The following is a 17441-nucleotide window of genomic DNA, read 5'->3' as shown; positions in this document are numbered from 1 at the left end:
CACGTACCCCTGAGGGCTGCGATCAGGCGGTCCGGATTGGCGTTGAGGGTTTGCAGGATATCCCAGCCCTGCTTCCGCGCCGTCGACAGCAGTGAGCGGATCACTGCGAACTCCATCGCCCCTTCCATGGAGCGGAACCCGCCGCAGATCTTCTGGCGCAATTTCATCATCCGCCCGTCGCGTTCCGCCAGGTTGTTGCTGAACGGCACACGCGGGTCGGTGAGAAAGCGCGGCACATCGGTTTTTCGCGTGCTGAGCCGCAAGAGCAGGTTGTGGCCAACCCGGCGTGGCGGCCGGCCGCGGCGTTTGCCGGTGCCGGCGGCCCGGGCCAAGGGCGGTTGCGCGTCATGGAAGGCCAGGCCGTCCGCCAGGATGGTGTCGTAACATCGCTCGAACAGGGCGATCAGGCCCGGCTTCAACGGCACGCCTTTCTCCCGCGCCAGGTTGCTGGCATGGCAGGCCCGGCGCAGCAGGCGCTGCATGCGGCGTGCCTCATCTGGCATTCCATCGGCTGCGCCGACGGAACCTTGGCCAGCTTCGCCCAGTCTTCCTTCTCGATCTCGACCAGCGCCTTCAGTTCCCGCAGATGATGCGCGTTGCACAGCGCATGCAGCACGCCGCTCATGGTGTAGTACGGCTTCCAGTGGTCATGCACGACAATGCCGACAACGTTCGCCAGCAGGCTGCCGCGCCTGGGCGAGACCCGGTAGAAGGTAAGCCACAGGGTCGAGGCGATGTGCAGCCACTGCGTCCGGCCGCCGATGCGGAAGCCGGTTTCATCCATGTGCCTGACCGCCGCCGCCGCGACCAGGTCGCGCACGACATCGACGAAGCCGGCATAGCGCGTGGCGCAATCGCGGCTGATCCGCGCAATGGTCGCCGCCGCCAGCGTGACGCCGAACAAATCGGCCATCAGTCTGGCCAGACGCTTCTCGGGCAGCAGCTGGTAGTGCAACAGATACAGCACGATGGCGCCGATCCGCGGGCCATATTGCACCGGTGCGCTGAGCCCGGCGGGGAACGCCGCCCGCGTCTGCGCGCCGCACGCGCCACAGCGGCAGCCATGCGCGCGGTGCTCGGTGACGAGCAGCGGTTTCGGCTCCGGCAGATCGAACACCTGCCGGGCGACCTGATCCATCGCCGTCGCCGCGCTCAACGGCTCGCCGCACCCGGTGCAGACAGCCGGATAATGATCAATCGTGGCATCGGGGGTTTCCGTGCGGCGCAGCGTCGTGCCCGGATGACCCGGCTGGCCGCCGGTCGGCTTGCCGGACGGTTGACGCAGGCTGCTCACCCGCGGCGGCTTCTTCCGTCCGTCGCTGGACGGCGGCTTGCCGCTGTTGCGGCTGTTCAGCCCGAGACGGCGCTCCAGTTCAGCGATCCGCGCCTGCTGCGCCAGGAGCAGGGCGATCAGGTCGTCTCGCGCGAGTTGGTCGAGCGCTACTCGGTCCACCGACTCCTTCGAATCGACCCGCCGTGGTCATGTCAAGCAAAATCAGGCCCGGGGTCGGCGATTACCGCGGGGCCGCTGTTCCGCCAACGCCAGCACAACCGGCCACCTGGGCAGTTACNCATTGGCGATGACTTCGGGACAACGGATGTCGTCCTGGCGATAAAGCCAGCAGCTGGGTAGTGCCTTCTACATCCAACTGCTCGTTCCCGCGACACCACCAGACGCTACTCCTCCAGCGGCGGCGGCGCCATCGGCCGCCGCCCGCCGCCGGGCTGGAAGCGGCTGATATACGCCGGCACGATCAGCTCCACCGGCGTCGGCGTGATCCCCAGATCGGCCAGGCCCAGCGCCCCCTCGGCCACCACGTTGTCCTTCTGCAGCATTAGCAACTGGTCCGGCGTCAGCGGCTTGCCCGGCAGGAACTGCATGATGCTGGCCTGAAGCCGCGCCAGGCCGATCGGGACGTCGACCAGCCGGCGGTTGCGCCGTGTCTGCTTCAGGATGTACGCCAGGATCTCGCGGAACGTCCACACCCGCGGCCCGCCCAGCTCATAGGTCTTTCCCATCGCCGCCTGCGACGCCATCGCCGCCATCGCCGCGTCGGCGACGTCGCCGACATAGACCGGCTGCATCTTTGTCCCGCCGCAGATCACCGGCATGACCGGCGACAGCCGGGCGATCTCGCCGAAGCGGTTGAAGAACTGGTCCTCCGGCCCGAACACCAGCGACGGCCGCAGGATCGTCGCCGCTGGGAAGGCGCCCAGCACCGCCTGCTCGCCCTGGCCCTTCGACGCGCCGTACTTACTCGGGCTGTTCACGTCGGCGCCGATGGCCGAGATGTGCACCATCCGGCCAACACCGTTCGCCTTCGACAGGCGGGCGATCCGTTCGGCGCCTTCCTTGTGGATTTTCATGAACGTGGCCGAGCCGGTCTGGGTCAGGATGCCGACGGCGTTGACGACGATGTCGGCGCCCTCGACCGCGCGCTTCACCGTGCCCTCGTTGGCCACGGAAGCGAACAGCGGCACGATCTGGCCGACCGCGCCCATCGGCTTCAGCGGCCGCGCCGCCTCGGTGTTCCGCCCTGCGATCCGCACAATGTAGCCCTGCTGAGCCAGCCGCTTGACCACATAGCGGCCAATGAAGCCCGAGCCGCCGAAAACCGTTGCCACGCGCCGAGTCGCCATCGTTCCAAAACCTCCCGTCGTCGGCGGTCTGATACGCTTCCGTCGCCGTTGCCTCAACCCGGCTCCGCCGATTGGCAAAAAAACGCACGAAACCGCACACAGGCCGTTGACGCCGCCGCAATCGGCGGCTACATCGCCCGCCCTACCGCAGTCCAACACGGACGAACGGTTGCCCAGGTGGCGGAATTGGTAGACGCGCAGGTTTCAGGTACCTGTGGCCGCAAGGTCGTGGAAGTTCGAGTCTTCTCCTGGGCACCAATCTCAAAATGAGCATCACACAGTTCATGCCGAACGGCACTATCCACCTGCACCGGAATGACCTTCCGGAGGGGCTTTCGCTCGGCCCTGTCGTCGCGGTGGACACCGAGACCATGGGTCTCAACCCGCATCGCGACCGCCTGTGCCTCGTGCAACTGTCCGCCGGCGACGGCCATGCCCATCTGGTCCAGCTCATCCCGACGCAGCACGGCGGCCGCGGCTATGACTGCCCGAACCTCAAGCGGATCATCAGCGACCCGGGCGTGGTCAAGCTGATGCATTTCGCCCGTTTCGACGTCGCGGTGATGCAGCACTACCTCGACATCACCGTCAGCCCGGTGAAATGCACCAAGATCGCCGCCAAGCTGGTGCGCACGTTTACCGAGCGGCACGGCCTGAAGGACCTGTGCAAGGAACTGCTCGGCATCGAGCTGTCGAAGCAGCAGCAGAGTTCCGACTGGGGCGCGGTGGAACTCACGGCCGAGCAACTCGCCTATGCGGCTTCCGACGTGCTGCACCTGCACGCGCTGTGGGCGAAGCTGGAAGCCCTGCTCGTCCGGGAGGATCGGCTCGCGCTGGCGGAAGCCTGCTATGCGTTTCTGCCGGCACGCGGGCGGCTCGACCTGCTGGGCTACGAGCAGCCCGACATCTTCGCCCACTAGCCGCGCGCTGCCCGGGTGTTGCGGCGATTCCCCTGCTTGCCTGGAATAATGGCAACGGTCACTCTTCGTTAAGCTTGAACCGTTGACCCAAGCCCACCCATCGGCCCATAGATCGGATGATGTCAGTACGGAAGTTGCTCCGATTTTGACGGATTCTCTCGCACAGGCGGACCTGGTCGCCTCCGATCTCCAGGTTGCGCGCGACGTCCTGAACACCGAAGCGGCGGGCCTGCTGGCGCTTGCCGCCGCTCTTGGCGCGCGCTTTGGCCAGGCGATCGACTGCCTGGCCGCGGCGTCCGGGCGGGTCGTGGTGTCCGGCATGGGCAAGTCGGGCCATGTCGCCCGCAAGATCGCCGCCACCATGGCCTCGATGGGAACCCCGGCGCTGTTCGTGCACCCGGCGGAAGCCTCGCACGGCGACCTGGGCATGATTGTTGCGGGCGATGCGGTGCTCGCCCTGTCCAACTCCGGCGAGACGGCGGAACTGGCCGATTTGGTGGCGCACACCAAGCGGTTCGGGCTGCCTTTGGTCGCGATCACCGGCAGCCCGGCCTCGGCGCTGGCGCAGGCGGCGGACGTTGCCCTGATCCTGCCCAAGGTGGTCGAGGCCTGCCCGATGGGCCTGGCGCCGACGACCTCGACCACCATGCAGTTGGCCCTGGGCGACGCGATCGCGGTCGCGCTGCTGACACGGCGCGGCTTCACGGCCGCGGATTTCCGCCAGATCCATCCCGGCGGCAAGCTGGGCGCCCGGCTGCGCCGCGTGCGCGACCTGATGCATGACGGCGACGCCATGCCGCTGGCTTCGGCCGACCTGCCGATGGCCACCGCGCTGGTGCGCATGACGGAGAAGCGCTTCGGCTGCCTGGGCATCGTCGACGACGTCGGCGTCCTGACCGGGATCGTCACCGACGGCGACCTGCGGCGCGCCATGGGCCCCGACCTGCTGGCGCTGAGCGCTGGCGACATCATGACTCCTTCGCCCCGCACCATCAGCCCCGATTCCCTGGCGGTCGAGGCGCTGCATGCGATGAACGCGCACCAGCGCCCGGTCACCACCCTGTTCGTCGTCGATCCGGCGGGACACCCCCTGGGCATCCTGCACGTGCACGACCTGTTGCGCGCGGGGCTGGCATGAGCCTGCGCCAGGGCACGGTCAACGAGCCGCAGGACCTGCCAGTCCGCAGCACCGGCGGCTACCTGCTGGGTGCCGGAACGCGGCTGCGGTCGCTGCCGACACCGGGCCACATCGCCCGGCGCCGGTTCCTGATCACGGTGACCAAGTGGCTCCTGCCATTGGCGGCGATGATGCTGCTGGCTCTGATCGCCCTCTGGCCGGAAATCGACCGCGCCACCAGCAAGGCCCGCCTGGCGATGAGTCATGTCGCCGGCGAGGTGGACGGCGGCAAGCTGGTCAATGCCCGCTACAACGGCGTGGACGAGAAGGGCCGCCCCTACACCGTCACCGCCGCGACCGCGCGCCAGATGGATGCCGATCGGGTGGTGATGACCATGCCCAAGGGCGACATCACCCTGCAGAACGGCACCTGGCTGATGCTGACCGCCAAGGACGGAACCTATCTGCAGAAGCTCAACCAGCTCGACCTGGTCAACAACGTGACGCTGTACCGGGATGACGGCACCACGATGCACACCGCCAGCGCCTCGATCGACACCAAGGCGGGCGCGGCCGCGGGATCGGCGCCGACGCATGTCGAGGGCCCGTTCGGCACGCTGGATGCCCAGGGCTTCACCGTAATGGACAGCGGCACTGCGATTGATTTCCCCGGCCCCGCCCATGTCGTGCTGAACGCCGCGGAGCACTGATGCAACGCCTGGCACCGGCGGCTTTGCTGCTGCTTTGTCTGGCCGCGCCGGCCCTGGCGCAGCAGCTTGACCTGTCGCATGGCGGGCCAATCGACATCACCGCCCGCGATGGGATCGAATGGCGCCAGGCGGAGCGCGAGGTGATCGCCCGCGGCGATGCCCGCGCCATCCGCAACAACGTCACCGTCACCGCCGATCGGCTGACCGCGTGGTACCGCAAGAAGGGCGGCAACGGCGCGGCGGCGACGCCGGCTCCGACGACCGGGCTCGCCGGCGACACCTCGACCGAGGGGAACGAGGTCTATCGCCTGCAGGCCGACGGCAACGTGCACATCTTCACCCAGACCGACCAGGCGGTGGGCGACAGGGCGGTCTACGACCTGGACCAGGCGGTCCTGGTGATGACTGGGCGCCACCTGAAGCTGACGACGCCGAACGACGTTATCACGGCGCGCGACGACCTGGAGTACTGGCCGCAGAAGCACATGGCGGTCGCGCGCGGGGACGCAGTGGTGGTGACCAACGACGCCAAGCGCATCGCCGCCGATACGCTGGTGGCCTATACCACCGAAAACGCACCGCCGGGGGCACAGCCGGCTGCAAACCACGCCGCAACCCAGGCCGCGGCGAAACCGCAGGAGGACCCGCTGGCGTCCTCCGGCAAGCTGCAGCGTGTGGAGGCGTTCGGGCATGTCTCGATTCGCACGCCGACCGATACCGTGACCGGTGACCGGGGCGTGTACGTGTTGGATACGGGTATGGCGCGGCTGGGCGGAAACGTTCAGATTACCCGCGGCCAGAACCAGTTGAACGGAGCCGAGGCGGACGTGAACATGAAGACCGGCATCGCGACCCTGGTCGCCCGCAGTGCCGGCCGCGTGCACGGGCTGGTGGTTCCGAATGACCAGACCAACAAAGGGCTGGGTGTCACCCAACCCACCGCCTCCGCCGCGAAACCGGGGACGGCGGCAAAGCCGAAGCCATGAACCTGATGCGAGAGGAGCGGCCGGAGCCGGCACTCAGGGTGCTTCATGGCAGCGGTGGCCTGACCGCCCGCGCCGTCGGCAAGACCTACAAAGGCCGGCCCGTCGTCCGCAATGTGACCGTCACGCTGCGACGGGGCGAGGCCGTTGGCCTGCTCGGCCCCAACGGCGCCGGCAAGACGACCACCTTCTACATGATCGTCGGGCTGGTGAAGCCGGACACCGGCGCGATCAGCCTGGACAACGCCGACATCACGCGCCTGCCGATGTACCGTCGCGCCCGGCTCGGCATCGGCTACCTGCCGCAGGAAGCCAGCGTGTTCCGCGGGCTGAACGTCGAGCAGAACGTCATGGCGGCGCTGGAAGTCATCGAGCCGGACAGCGCGACCCGCGACCGCATGCTGGACGAGTTGCTGGCGGAATTCGGCATCAGCCACCTGCGCCGCACCCCGGCGCTGGCGCTCTCGGGTGGCGAGCGGCGGCGCGTCGAGATCGCCCGCGCCCTGGCCACCCAGCCCTCCTACATCCTGCTGGACGAGCCGCTGGCCGGCATCGACCCGATCGCCGTCGGCGAAATCCGCGACCTGGTGAAGCACCTGAAGGACCGCGACATCGGCGTGCTGATCACCGACCACAACGTGCGCGAGACGCTGGACATCATCGACCGCGCCTACATCATGCACGATGGCCAGGTGCTGATGGAGGGCATACCCAGCGAAGTCGTGGCACACGAAGACGTGAGACGGGTCTATCTGGGAGAAAGGTTCAGCCTGTAGGGCCGGTCTCTAAAAATCGTCAGCATATGCCCCCCGGTTTGGCACACAGTAGCACGCTTTTTGCATCCGGGTTTGTCAAAATCCATTGACCCTGGCCGGAATGGCCCGATAATCGCCTGATCATGGCGATCGCCCCCCGTCTCGATCTACGGCAGAGCCAAACCCTGGTCATGACGCCGCAGCTGCGCCAGGCCATCAAGCTGCTGCAGTTTTCCAACATCGAGGTCAACGCCTTCGTCGAGGAGGAGCTGGAGCGGAATCCGCTACTGGAGCGCGACGACACCGCCGACGCCCCCATCGGCGAGCGCGCCGCGCCCGACCAGATCGCGCCGCCGGCGCCCGCTGCCGTCGATTCGGCCGACGCGGTGGAGGCAGGCACCCTGCCGAGCGAAACGGCGGCGCCGCTGGATATCGACACCTCGAACAGCTACGACCCCGGCGGGATCAGCGACGGCGCGCCGCTGGGCGGGCGCATCGACGGCAGCGGCGGCAGCCACAGCTTCGACGCGGACGACCGCACCATCGAGGACTTCGCTGGCGACGAACTCTGCCTGCGCGACCACCTGGGCGAGCAGTTGCGGCTGAACATCGGCGACCCGGTGGACCGGATGATTGGCGCGCACCTGATCGCCCTGCTGTGTCCAGCCGGCCGCCTGACCGCGGAGCCGGCGGCGATCGCCAGGGCCATGGGCCTGCCGCTCGAACAGGTGGAAGCCGTCCGCGCCCGGATGATGCGGTTCGACCCGGTCGGCCTGTTCGCCCGCGACCTGAAGGAATGCCTCGCCGCCCAGCTGGCCGAGCGCAACCGGCTCGATCCGGCGATGCAGGCTTTGCTGGACAACCTCGATCTGCTGGCCAGGCGCGACAACCGCCGGCTGATGGCCGTGTGCGAGGTCGATGCCGAGGACCTGGCCGACATGATCGCCGAGATCCGCGCGCTCGACCCCAAGCCCGGCGCCAGCTTCGACACCACCCCGCCGCAACTCGTGGTGCCCGACCTGCTGATGCGCCAGGCGCCGGACGGCGGCTGGATCATCGAGCTGAACCCCGAGACGATGCCGCGCGTGCTGGTGAACGAGCGCTTCTATGCCAAGGTGGCGCCGCGGGCGAAGAAGGACGAGAAGGTGTTCCTGACCGAGCGCCTGGCCAACGCCAACTGGCTGGTCCGCTCCTTGCAGCAACGTGCGCAGACCATCCTGAAGGTGGCGTCCGAGATCATCCGCCAGCAGGAGGCGTTCCTGCGCCTGGGCGTCGCGCACCTGCGGCCGCTGATCCTGCGCGACATTGCCGAGGCAGTGGAACTGCACGAGAGCACCGTCAGCCGCGTCACCGCCAACAAGTACATCGCCACGCCGCGCGGCACGTTCGAGCTGAAGTACTTTTTCACCACCGCGATCCAGGGCACCAACGGCGACGCGCACAGCGCCGAGGCAGTGCGCCACCGCATCCGCACCCTGATCGACCGGGAGCCGCCCAGCGACGTGCTGTCGGACGATGCGCTGGTGATCGTGCTGCGGCGCGAGGGTATCGATATCGCCCGCCGGACGGTGGCGAAATACCGCGAGGCGCTGCGCATTCCCAACTCGGTCCAGCGGCGGCGGGAAAAAACCGTGCCGGCGTGACGGTTTCCGCGAAACCCGTTCTGAACTCCGTATTTATACCTAGTGGACACCGCTGGGCGGAGCGTGCCCAAATGTCCACGGCGCATGACACCTGGAAACGGCGCTGGCTGATCGGAATGCCATTCACGACACGGGCCGATCGGCCGATTTAACCGGTTGGGAGAGTACCATGCATATCACAGTCTCCGGCAAGCAGGTCGAACTGTCGGACGCATTGCAGACTCGCGTATCGACCCAATTGGAGACCATCGCGAACAAGTACTTTGATCATGCACTGGAAGCCCACGTCACCTTCAGCCGGGCCCGCAGTTTTTTCACGTGCGATATCAACGTCCACGCCGGCCGCGGCCTGAGCCTGCGCGGAGAGGGGGAGGCTGCCGACGCCAACACCGCCTTTGATGACGCCGCGGAGCACATAGCCAAGCGACTCCGGCGATACCGACGCCGGGTGAACGACCATCACCGCGACCTTGCCAATCGCGCCCGGCCCGAGTCCGCCCGGCAGTACATCCTGCGGGAAGAAGCCGCGGCCGGCGACGCGCGTCCTCCCGACGGTACTGTCCTGGACGACGCTTACGCCACCGTCATCGCCGAGACCGCCACCGAGATCGCCGTCCTGTCAGTCGGCGAGGCGGTGATGCGCATGGACCTGTCGGACCAGCAGGTGCTGATGTTCCGCAACAGCGCCAGCGGCGTGCTCAACGTGGTCTACCGCCGCTCCGACGGGCATATCGGCTGGATCGATCCCGGCCAGGCTGCGGACGGCATTGCCTGAGGGCGAGTGCGATCAGCGACGGGGCGATCCTGACTGGCCTATGGCCACGGGATCGCCGCGTTGCGCTTAGCTGCTCCTCGACGCGTGATACCGGCCGTTCCCCCACCGTCACGGCAAGCGAAGGAGGTGGATTTTCGAGGTGCGAATGCCTTGCGACAACACATTTGCAGCATAGCATGATTCTGCGTTAGGAACACCCTGGTCATCATTTGCATGGAGCTATTATCCTGATGTCTGTCATGTCCGATCGCTGGATTCGCCAGATGGCGCACAAGCACGGCATGATCGATCCGTTCGTGGAGGCGCAAAAGCGCGATGGCGTGATCAGCTATGGTCTTTCCAGCTATGGCTACGACGCCCGGATTGCGGATGAATTCAAGATCTTCACCAACATTGACTCCGCTGTAATCGATCCGAAGGCATTCGCGCACACCAGCTTTGTCGATCGGAAGACCGATACCTGCATTATCCCACCCAACAGCTTTGCACTCGGACACACTATGGAATATTTTCGGATTCCACGTGATGTGTTGGTGATCTGTCTCGGCAAATCCACCTACGCCCGGTGCGGTATAATTGTGAACGTCACGCCACTCGAACCGGAATGGGAAGGGCAAGTGACGATCGAAATCAGCAACACCACGCCGTTGCCAGCGAAGATCCATGCCCACGAAGGCATCTGCCAGTTTCTGTTCCTGCAGGGCAATGAAGCTTGTGAGACCAGTTACGCCGACAAGGCCGGCAAGTACATGGGTCAGCGTGGCACAGCCTTACCAAGGATGTAACCGTCCATATGGACCGCATTCGTATACGCGGCGGCCAACCCCTGTTTGGTGAGATCAAGGTTGGCGGCGCCAAGAACGCTGCCTTGCCGCTGATGGCCGCAGGCCTACTGTCGGATGAACGCCTCATACTATCGAATGTACCGCGTCTCGCTGATATTCAGACCATGAGCGTCCTGCTTACGCAGCATGGTGTTGCCGTGGAACCTGTTGTCGAGGGTGGGCGGACGCTATCGATCGGTGGTTCGATTTCGTGCACTGAAGCGCCATATGACATTGTCAGGAAGATGCGGGCCTCGGTGCTCGTCCTCGGACCATTACTGGCACGGGTCCAGGAAGCCCGGGTGTCGTTGCCGGGTGGTTGCGCAATTGGCACGCGGCCGGTTGATCTGCACTTAAAGGGCCTTGAGCAGATGGGCGCGCGTTTCAACCTTGCGAACGGTTATATTGACGCCAAGGTGGATGGCCGGCTGCGCGGCGCGACAATTGTTTTTCCGTTTGTTTCAGTCGGCGCCACTGAAAACCTCCTGATGGCAGCGTGCCTCGCCGATGGCCGTACCAAACTGGTCAACGCGGCGCGGGAGCCGGAAATTGGGGATTTGGCTGCTTGCCTGATCACCATGGGTGCGCGAATCGAAGGCGTCGGCACGTCCACTCTTATCATAGATGGCGTCGAGCGATTACACGGTGCTGAACATGTTATCCTTCCCGACCGGATTGAAACGGGCAGCTATGCCTGTGCGGCCGCAATTTCCGGTGGATCGGTGTTCCTCCGCAAAGCGCGGATAGAACATTTGGGTGCCACGATACGAGCCTTGCGCGAAGCTGGCGTAGAAGTCACCGAGCAGTCCGACGGGTTGATGATCAAGCGGCTGAACGGATTACGTGGTGTGGATGTGATGACGGGACCATACCCCGAGTTTCCTACAGATATGCAGGCCCAGTTCATGGCAGTCATGTCAGTTTCCGAGGGAGCATCGATGGTCACCGAAACGATTTTTGAGAATCGCTTTATGCACGTGCCGGAACTGAACCGTATGGGAGCGCATATCAATGTGCACGGGGCTTCAGCAATCGTACGTGGCGTCCGGTCGCTGTCGGGTGCGCCAGTCATGGCGACCGATCTACGAGCCTCGTTGTCGCTTATTCTTGCCGGCTTGGCTGCACATGGTGAAACGATTGTCAACCGGGTCTATCACTTAGATCGCGGTTATGAGGCAGTCGAGCAAAAACTGGCCGCCTGCGGAGCGGATATAGAACGAATCCCTGGATAAAAGGACACCCCCCTGATGCGGATCAATGCAATCTCTATAGGAAGAAACCCGCCGGACGACGTCAACGTCATCATCGAAGTTGCGATTGGTGGTGAGCCAGTCAAGTACGAGATGGACAAGGAGGCCGGAACTCTGGTGGTCGACCGGTTCCTGTACACACCAATGCGTTATCCGGGAAATTATGGCTTTGTCCCGCATACGCTGTCCGAGGATGGCGATCCAATTGATGTGTTAGTGGCAAATACGCGGCCAATCGTCCCTGGGGCCGTGATCAATGTGCGTCCGGTTGGCGTGCTGAAAATGGAAGACGATGGCGGTGGCGATGAAAAAATTATTGCTGTCCCATCGCCCAAACTGACGCAACGCTACGTCAACGTGCATAACTACACCGATATGCCATCGATTACGCTGGAACAAATCCAGCATTTCTTTGAGCATTACAAAGACCTGGAGCCCGGCAAGTGGGTTAGGGTTCTTGGATGGGGAGATGCGAGTGAGGCGAAGGCGCTGATCGCGGAAGCGGTTGAGCGGGCGAGGAAGGCGGGCTAACGGCGTATCGTCAAATGAGCCAAATGATGACGTCGGCGAGGCGGACCGTGGCGAGAAGGTTGCGGGCGGTCTTGTCGTAGTGGGTCGCGATGGCGCGGAACTGCCCGGGCCTGGTGAACAAGTTTCGACCAGATGGCGCGCCTTGTCGGCAATCAGCGCCTCGGCTTGCAGGTCGGGCAGCGGGTGATCGGCACTGGCGAGGTCATGCGCCTCGCCAGTGCTCGGATGAACGACGCTCGGGTTGCCGAGCGCATCGACGAGGGTGTGGAGCTTGGTGCTCAGGCCGCCGCGCGAGCGGCCGGCGGCTTGGTCTTCGTCAACCTTCTTGAGGGCGCCGGCGCTATGCTGATGGGCGCACCCGATGGTGCTGTCGATCATCCTCAATCCGGCAGTTGGACCGAGATAGGGCCAAGGGGCCGGGAAGATTTTCAACCCCTGGCTGTAGTCGCCCCGGTTGTAGGCGCAGCGGTGGCTGAAACTGGCGCTCGTGCATGACGCGATTGGAGTGCCACTCCGACAAAAAGCGGCCGTAATTCGCTGATAAAGCAAGGGCTTTTCGTGAGGTGCTAAAAATGGGATCAAGGGGAGACACAGATGCGCTTCAGCCCCGGCAACCCGGTTGGGTCACGTAGGCGACTTGGCATCAACCGATCGTAGTAGCGCAAGGCCGGATGGGTCACTGGTCCGGGCCGTTGGTATAACCCGCCTGGCCTTCACGGCCCATCGGCGGCTTATTCCGCGCCTTGCCCGAACCCGTTGATCAGCGTGCGGATGCACTCCGGGTCGCTCTGGTCCATCAGCCGTCGCGCCAGGCGGATGCAGTCGGGGATCTCCACCGAGCGGATCACCTGCTTCACCTTCGGCACCGCCGAGGCGTTCATGCTCAGCGAGCGCACGCCCAGCCCCAGTAGCAGCGGGGTCAGTTTCGGCGCTGCGGCCAGTTCGCCGCAGATCGAGACCGGCATCCGGGTGCGCAATGCCGCCTCGGTGGCGAACTGCACCAGGCGCAGCACCGCCGGATGCATCGGGTCATACAAGTCGGCCACGTCGGATTCCGACCGGTCCACCGCCAGCGTGTAGGCAGTCAGGTCGTTGGTGCCGATGGAGAAGAAGTCCGCCTCCAGCGCCAGGGCATCGGCCGACAGGGCGGCGCCCGGAGTCTCGATCATGATGCCCAGCGGCGGCAGCTTCTCGGCCAGCCGCTCGCCGCGGCGGCGCAGGCGCCTGGCGACTTTCTCATAGATCTCGCGCGCGGCGCGGACCTCGCCGACCATGGTCACCATCGGCAGCAGGACCCGCACCGGGCCGGCGATGGAGGCGCGCAGGATGGCGGCGAACTGGGTTTCCAGCAGTTCCGGCCGGCGCAGCAGCAGCCGGATCCCGCGTAGGCCAAGAGCCGGATTGGTGTCGGCAATCTCCGGCACGATCCCGGCCATCGCCAGGGCCTCTATCTCCTTCTCGCCGCCCCAGTCCAGCACGCGGATGGTGACCGGATCGCCGTGCATCGCCTCGACGATGGTGCGGTAGCTTTCGGTCTGCGTGTTCTCGTCGGGAATGGTTTCCCGGTTCATGAACAGGAACTCGGTGCGCAGCAGGCCAATGCCGACCGCCCCCGACTGCGCGATCAGCGGCAGTTCGATCGGCAGTTCCAGGTTGGCCTGCAATTCGATCGCCTGCCCGTCCAGGGTCTCGGCGGGCAGGCGGCGCAGGCGGGCATGACGCTGCCGCTCTCGCGCGTAGGCGGTGACCGCGCGGCGCGCCGCCGTCACCGTCTCCGGCGTCGGGTTCAGCGTGACGCTACCGGCGATCCCGTCCACCACGGCCTCGTCACCGGGCTTCATCACCTGGGTCACGCCGGCCGCCCCCAGCACCGCCGGCACGCCCAGCGCGCGCAGCATCACCGCGGTATGGCCGTCGGCGCCGCCTTCCTCGGTCACCACGCCGGCCAGCCGCGAGGGATCCAGCAACGCCGCGTCGGCCGGCCGCAGCGATTCGCTGATCAGGATAGCGCCTTCCGGCAGGCCGGCGAAGCTGCGGAACGGCGCGCGGGTCAGGTTGCGCACCAGCCGCCGCGCGATCTCCTTGATCTCGTCGGCGCGGCGGCGCAGCCCGGCGAGGTCCTCGGCCGGCAGGCCGGGCTCGGCCTGCTCCATGATCGCCTCGGCGATCGCATTCGCCTCGGTCATCACGGCGCTTTCGGCCGACAGCAGGGTGTCCTCGATCCGCTGCCGCACGCCGCGGATCAGGCGGGACGGCCCCAGCATACGTATGTATGCATCAATAAGCGGCGCGATCTCCGACTGGCTTTCCTCGGGCAGCACCGCGAGCTTGGCCCGCAGCTTCAGCAGCTGCTTGTGCGACTGGACGATCGCCGCCTCCAGGCGGGTGCCCTCGGCGGCGATGTCGGCGGCCTGGATCTTGTGGCGGGTGATGACGGCTTCGGGCTCATGTGCGCCGAACACCGGTCCGATGGCGATTCCGGGGGAGACAGGGATGCCGGCGAAGCGCCGCTCGGCGGCGGCGGTCTGCGCCCGTGCCTGAGCGGCAGCGAGGGCGGGGCGGGCCATTCGCTTGTGCTGGGGTGGCGGCGGATCAATCCTGCTCATTGAAGCCGGCCTCGACCAGGGCTGCCAGGGCGTCCATCGCTTCCTTGGCATCCCAGCCTTCGGCACGCAACTCGATTTCAGAGCCGTTGCCGGCGCCGAGCATCATCAGGCCCATGATCGAGCGGGCGGAGACGACCTGGCCGTCCCGAACCACGTCGACCGAGGCGCCGAACGTTTCCGCCATGGTGACGAAGCGAGCCGCGGCCCGAGCGTGCAGGCCGCGCTTGTTGCAGATCGTCACGACGCGGGTCAGGACCGGCGACTCGGGTGCTGGCGGCTCGGCCGAACCGTCGGTCATTCGCAGCTTCCGTTGGATCCGTTCACCTTGCAGCCATGCAGCACGTGGGATGCGGCAGCGATGTACTTGCGCCCGGCATCTTCCGCGCAACTGACGGCGTCGGCCAGGGGCTGCTTGGAGCGTATCTTCGCCAGCTTGACCAGCATCGGCAGGTTGACGCCGGCGATCACCTCCACGCCCTTCCGCTCCATCATGGAGATCGCGAGGTTGCAGGGCGTTCCGCCGAACATGTCGGTCAGCAGCACGACGCCGTCGCCGGTGTCGCACCGGCCGATGCAGGCCTCGATCTCGGCGCGGCGGTTTTCCATGTCGTCCTCCGGCCCGATGCAGACCGTGTCAACATTGCGCTGCAGCCCCACGACATGCTCCATGGCGGCCCGCAACTCATCCGCCAGATGCCCGTGCGTGACCAGAACCATCCCGATCATGTTTAAACCGGGCGGTCCTGATATTTTGCCGGATTCATGCGTCCGGATGTCATTGGTATGACCATCGTAATGTCTCAGGCCTCCTACGCCTGAACCGACAAGGTGCGCGCAGCCTTGTCTATGTCTGAATCCTGCAGATGCGCAACCGGGCGGTCCATCAGGAAAACGTCCTGGGCGCCATCACGCGCAAGCTCCCGATGCGTCACGTAGACCCGCCACGGGACATGATTGGTGCCATCGGCTTGCCCAGGTGCTGCGCGCGTCGTGAGGTGATTCGCCAATTTTTCAATCAGATGAACAGACCTATGCCGACCTCCGGTACACCCGATTGTGATCGTAGCGTATTTTTTACCCTCTTGCACGAACCTTGGTAAGAGAAGGTCGATTAGTTCCCGTAGCTGTGAAAAAAATTTAACGAAGTCCGGATCCTCTTCAACATAGGCCCCGACATCGGGGTCAAGACCAGTCTTTCGGCGTAATATGGGATCGTAGTGCGGATTTCGTAGGAAGCGCGCATCGAATACCAGATCCGCTTCCCGCGGCAGGCCTTTCGGGTAGGCGAAGGAGATCAGCGAGACGATCATCCGCGTCTGGTCGTCGTCGGATCCGCTGCCAAAGTGCCGCTCGATCAGCCGCCGCAGGTGCGCAATCGGCAGGTCGCTGGTATCGACCACCAGATCGGCCTCGACCCGCAGCAGGTCGGTCAGCGCCTGTTCGGCGCTGATGCCGTCGGTCACGCGGCCCTGCGGCGCCAGCGGATGGCGGCGCCGCGACTCGGTGTAGCGCCGCAGCAGGGTGGTTTCGTTGGCCCAGGCGTAGACCAGGTGCACCCGGAGGGTGGGGTTCTGACGCAGCCGATCGATGACATCCAGGACCGCGGCGGCGTCGAAGCCGCGGGTCCGGGCGTCAACGCCAACCGCGAGCTTGCAGCCGACTTCGGCGATCATCTCCTCCAGCATCGGTAGTGGCGGGTTGTCCACCGTCTCGAAGCCGACGTCCTCCAGCGCGTTCAGGATCGATGCCTTGCCGCCGCCCGACAGGCCGGTGACGATAACGACCGACTTGCGGGCCGGGCCGCTCATGGCGCGAAGGCACCTGCAACTTGGCTGACCCGGCCGGTCGCGCAGTCCAGCGCCAGCGCCGCCCGTTCGGGGGCGGAGGCCGCGGCGGGATCGATGCCGACAATCGGCAATCCCAGCTCCGGGTGATGCCGCGGCGTGGGCAGCCGCTCGGCCGGCCTGGCGAGTTCCACGATCAAGGCGAGGCGGGCCCGGGGGCGATACGGCAGCCTGACGATGCCAAGGCCACGGACCTCCAGCATGCCGGCAAGGGCAGGCGGGCAGGAGGCGATGCCGTCGTCGATGTCCACCTGGTCATCGGCGACCAGTTCGAAGCCGCATGCAAGTAACCGAAGCACGAGGTCGGACTTCCCCAACGCCGATGGCCCGAGGATAAGAATCGCATCCTCATTTCTTGATACGCAGCTCCCATGCATACGCAGATGGCCGTGCATGGGGTTGCAGTCTGATCGCATCGCCATGGAAAAGGAAGCCACTTGTGGTTTGGCAAAGCGCATGGCAGCGTCGTCGGCCATGATCGATCGACACGGCAGTGCCGTCGTTGCATCCAGAATACGTCGATATATCTGCCATGCGCCACTATTACGTGCATCGGTCGATAACTTTTCTACCGAACCGGCGGTTGCGCTGAAGCTGGAACGGCTGCAGCACAGCGGCAGTTTTAAGCCGCGCGGGGCGTTCAACCGCGTGTTGACGGCGCGGGTGCTGGCGGCGTGTGCCGTCGCCGCCTGCTACGTCGGCAGGCCAGCGCGCGGGTGTTCCTGATCACCCGAGGTTTTGCCGGCGGCGCCGTGCCGGTGCCGGATACAGGCCCGTTCCCCAGCCCTCGCGGACTTTGGTGGGTCGAAGGCGGAGGCGGAACCTGGATTGCCTACCGATTTT

General features: G+C 65.5%; 20 protein-coding genes and 1 tRNA gene. 13 read left to right on the top strand and 8 right to left on the bottom strand.

Annotation, left to right across the window (positions count from 1 at the left end; translation table 11 throughout):
• From CCS01_RS36145 to CCS01_RS17225, 3 genes are all read right to left on the bottom strand, one after another.
• Positions 1-482 (bottom strand): IS66 family transposase (locus CCS01_RS36145; protein ID WP_158258452.1); only part of this gene is annotated, 482 nt, incomplete at its 3' end.
• Positions 416-1453, bottom strand: a complete 1038-nt coding sequence (locus CCS01_RS17230; RefSeq protein ID WP_104520014.1) for an IS66 family transposase — start codon at positions 1451-1453, stop codon at positions 416-418. The genes CCS01_RS36145 and CCS01_RS17230, both read right to left, overlap by 67 nt.
• 224 nt (positions 1454-1677) lie before the next feature.
• Positions 1678-2625, bottom strand: coding sequence for a complex I NDUFA9 subunit family protein (locus CCS01_RS17225; protein WP_338049986.1), 948 nt, complete (start codon positions 2623-2625; stop codon positions 1678-1680).
• 186 nt (positions 2626-2811) lie between these two features.
• Here CCS01_RS17225 and CCS01_RS17220 point away from each other — a divergent pair.
• From CCS01_RS17220 to CCS01_RS17165, 12 genes are all read left to right on the top strand, one after another.
• Positions 2812-2898: transfer RNA gene (locus tag CCS01_RS17220), tRNA-Leu, on the top strand.
• An 8-nt stretch (positions 2899-2906) separates the two neighbouring features.
• Positions 2907-3560: a ribonuclease D gene (locus tag CCS01_RS17215; protein ID WP_104520012.1), complete on the top strand. Its 654-nt coding sequence runs from the start codon at positions 2907-2909 to the stop codon at positions 3558-3560.
• 142 nt (positions 3561-3702) lie between these two features.
• Complete coding sequence (locus tag CCS01_RS17210; RefSeq protein ID WP_104520015.1) at positions 3703-4698, top strand: KpsF/GutQ family sugar-phosphate isomerase; 996 nt, start codon at positions 3703-3705, stop codon at positions 4696-4698.
• Entirely contained in the window at positions 4695-5387 is a 693-nt protein-coding gene (lptC, locus tag CCS01_RS17205) for an LPS export ABC transporter periplasmic protein LptC (RefSeq protein WP_104520011.1), read from the top strand. The genes CCS01_RS17210 and lptC overlap by 4 nt, the downstream gene beginning before the upstream one ends.
• A complete protein-coding gene (locus CCS01_RS17200; protein ID WP_104520010.1) occupies positions 5387-6373 on the top strand; it encodes an LptA/OstA family protein in 987 nt (328 codons plus the stop codon). The genes lptC and CCS01_RS17200 overlap by 1 nt, the downstream gene beginning before the upstream one ends.
• Complete coding sequence (gene lptB / locus CCS01_RS17195; RefSeq protein ID WP_104520009.1) at positions 6370-7146, top strand: LPS export ABC transporter ATP-binding protein; 777 nt, start codon at positions 6370-6372, stop codon at positions 7144-7146. Before CCS01_RS17200 ends, lptB begins: the two co-directional genes overlap by 4 nt.
• Positions 7147-7268: 122 nt before the next feature.
• A complete protein-coding gene (rpoN, locus tag CCS01_RS17190; RefSeq protein WP_104520008.1) occupies positions 7269-8768 on the top strand; it encodes an RNA polymerase factor sigma-54 in 1500 nt (499 codons plus the stop codon).
• A gap of 169 nt (positions 8769-8937) precedes the next feature.
• Entirely contained in the window at positions 8938-9543 is a 606-nt protein-coding gene (gene hpf, locus CCS01_RS17185) for a ribosome hibernation-promoting factor, HPF/YfiA family (protein ID WP_104520007.1), read from the top strand.
• Positions 9544-9773: 230 nt separating this feature from the next.
• Entirely contained in the window at positions 9774-10328 is a 555-nt protein-coding gene (gene dcd / locus CCS01_RS17180; protein ID WP_104520006.1) for a dCTP deaminase, read from the top strand.
• An 8-nt stretch (positions 10329-10336) separates the two neighbouring features.
• Positions 10337-11599: a UDP-N-acetylglucosamine 1-carboxyvinyltransferase gene (gene murA, locus CCS01_RS17175; protein WP_104520005.1), complete on the top strand. Its 1263-nt coding sequence runs from the start codon at positions 10337-10339 to the stop codon at positions 11597-11599.
• 15 nt (positions 11600-11614) lie between these two features.
• Positions 11615-12148: an inorganic diphosphatase gene (gene ppa / locus CCS01_RS17170; RefSeq protein ID WP_104520004.1), complete on the top strand. Its 534-nt coding sequence runs from the start codon at positions 11615-11617 to the stop codon at positions 12146-12148.
• Between the two features lie 132 nt (positions 12149-12280).
• Entirely contained in the window at positions 12281-12643 is a 363-nt protein-coding gene (locus CCS01_RS17165) for a hypothetical protein (protein ID WP_104520003.1), read from the top strand.
• A 236-nt stretch (positions 12644-12879) separates the two neighbouring features.
• Here the strand turns inward: CCS01_RS17165 and ptsP are convergent, their stop codons facing one another.
• The 5 genes from ptsP to CCS01_RS17140 form a co-directional block, all read right to left on the bottom strand.
• Positions 12880-14715 (bottom strand): phosphoenolpyruvate--protein phosphotransferase, encoded by a 1836-nt coding sequence (gene ptsP / locus CCS01_RS17160; RefSeq protein ID WP_104520002.1) that lies wholly within the window; start codon positions 14713-14715, stop codon positions 12880-12882.
• A 25-nt stretch (positions 14716-14740) separates the two neighbouring features.
• Positions 14741-15052: an HPr family phosphocarrier protein gene (locus CCS01_RS17155; protein ID WP_104520001.1), complete on the bottom strand. Its 312-nt coding sequence runs from the start codon at positions 15050-15052 to the stop codon at positions 14741-14743.
• On the bottom strand, positions 15049-15480 hold the full coding sequence (locus tag CCS01_RS17150; protein ID WP_104520000.1) for a PTS sugar transporter subunit IIA: 432 nt from the start codon (positions 15478-15480) through the stop codon (positions 15049-15051). Before CCS01_RS17150 ends, CCS01_RS17155 begins: the two co-directional genes overlap by 4 nt.
• 83 nt (positions 15481-15563) lie before the next feature.
• Positions 15564-16562 carry an RNase adapter RapZ gene (gene rapZ, locus CCS01_RS17145; RefSeq protein WP_104519999.1) on the bottom strand — a complete coding sequence of 333 codons (999 nt, stop codon included), beginning with the start codon at positions 16560-16562 and terminating at the stop codon, positions 15564-15566.
• The gene (locus CCS01_RS17140) at positions 16559-16975 is read right to left on the bottom strand and encodes an HPr kinase/phosphorylase (RefSeq protein WP_239992209.1); all 417 of its coding nucleotides are present in this window, start codon (positions 16973-16975) and stop codon (positions 16559-16561) included. The genes rapZ and CCS01_RS17140 overlap by 4 nt, the downstream gene beginning before the upstream one ends.
• A 43-nt stretch (positions 16976-17018) precedes the next feature.
• Here CCS01_RS17140 and CCS01_RS32925 point away from each other — a divergent pair, with 43 nt between their 5' ends.
• On the top strand, positions 17019-17324 hold the full coding sequence (locus CCS01_RS32925) for a PALP domain-containing protein (protein ID WP_170114647.1): 306 nt from the start codon (positions 17019-17021) through the stop codon (positions 17322-17324).
• The last annotated feature ends 117 nt before the right edge of the window (positions 17325-17441 follow it).

The sequence above is a fragment of the Rhodopila globiformis genome (assembly GCF_002937115.1).
GTDB classification, from domain to species: Bacteria; Pseudomonadota; Alphaproteobacteria; order Acetobacterales; family Acetobacteraceae; genus Rhodopila; species Rhodopila globiformis.
The sequence above is the reverse complement of the archived record's forward strand: the minus strand, read 5'-3'. Positions and strand labels throughout refer to the sequence as shown.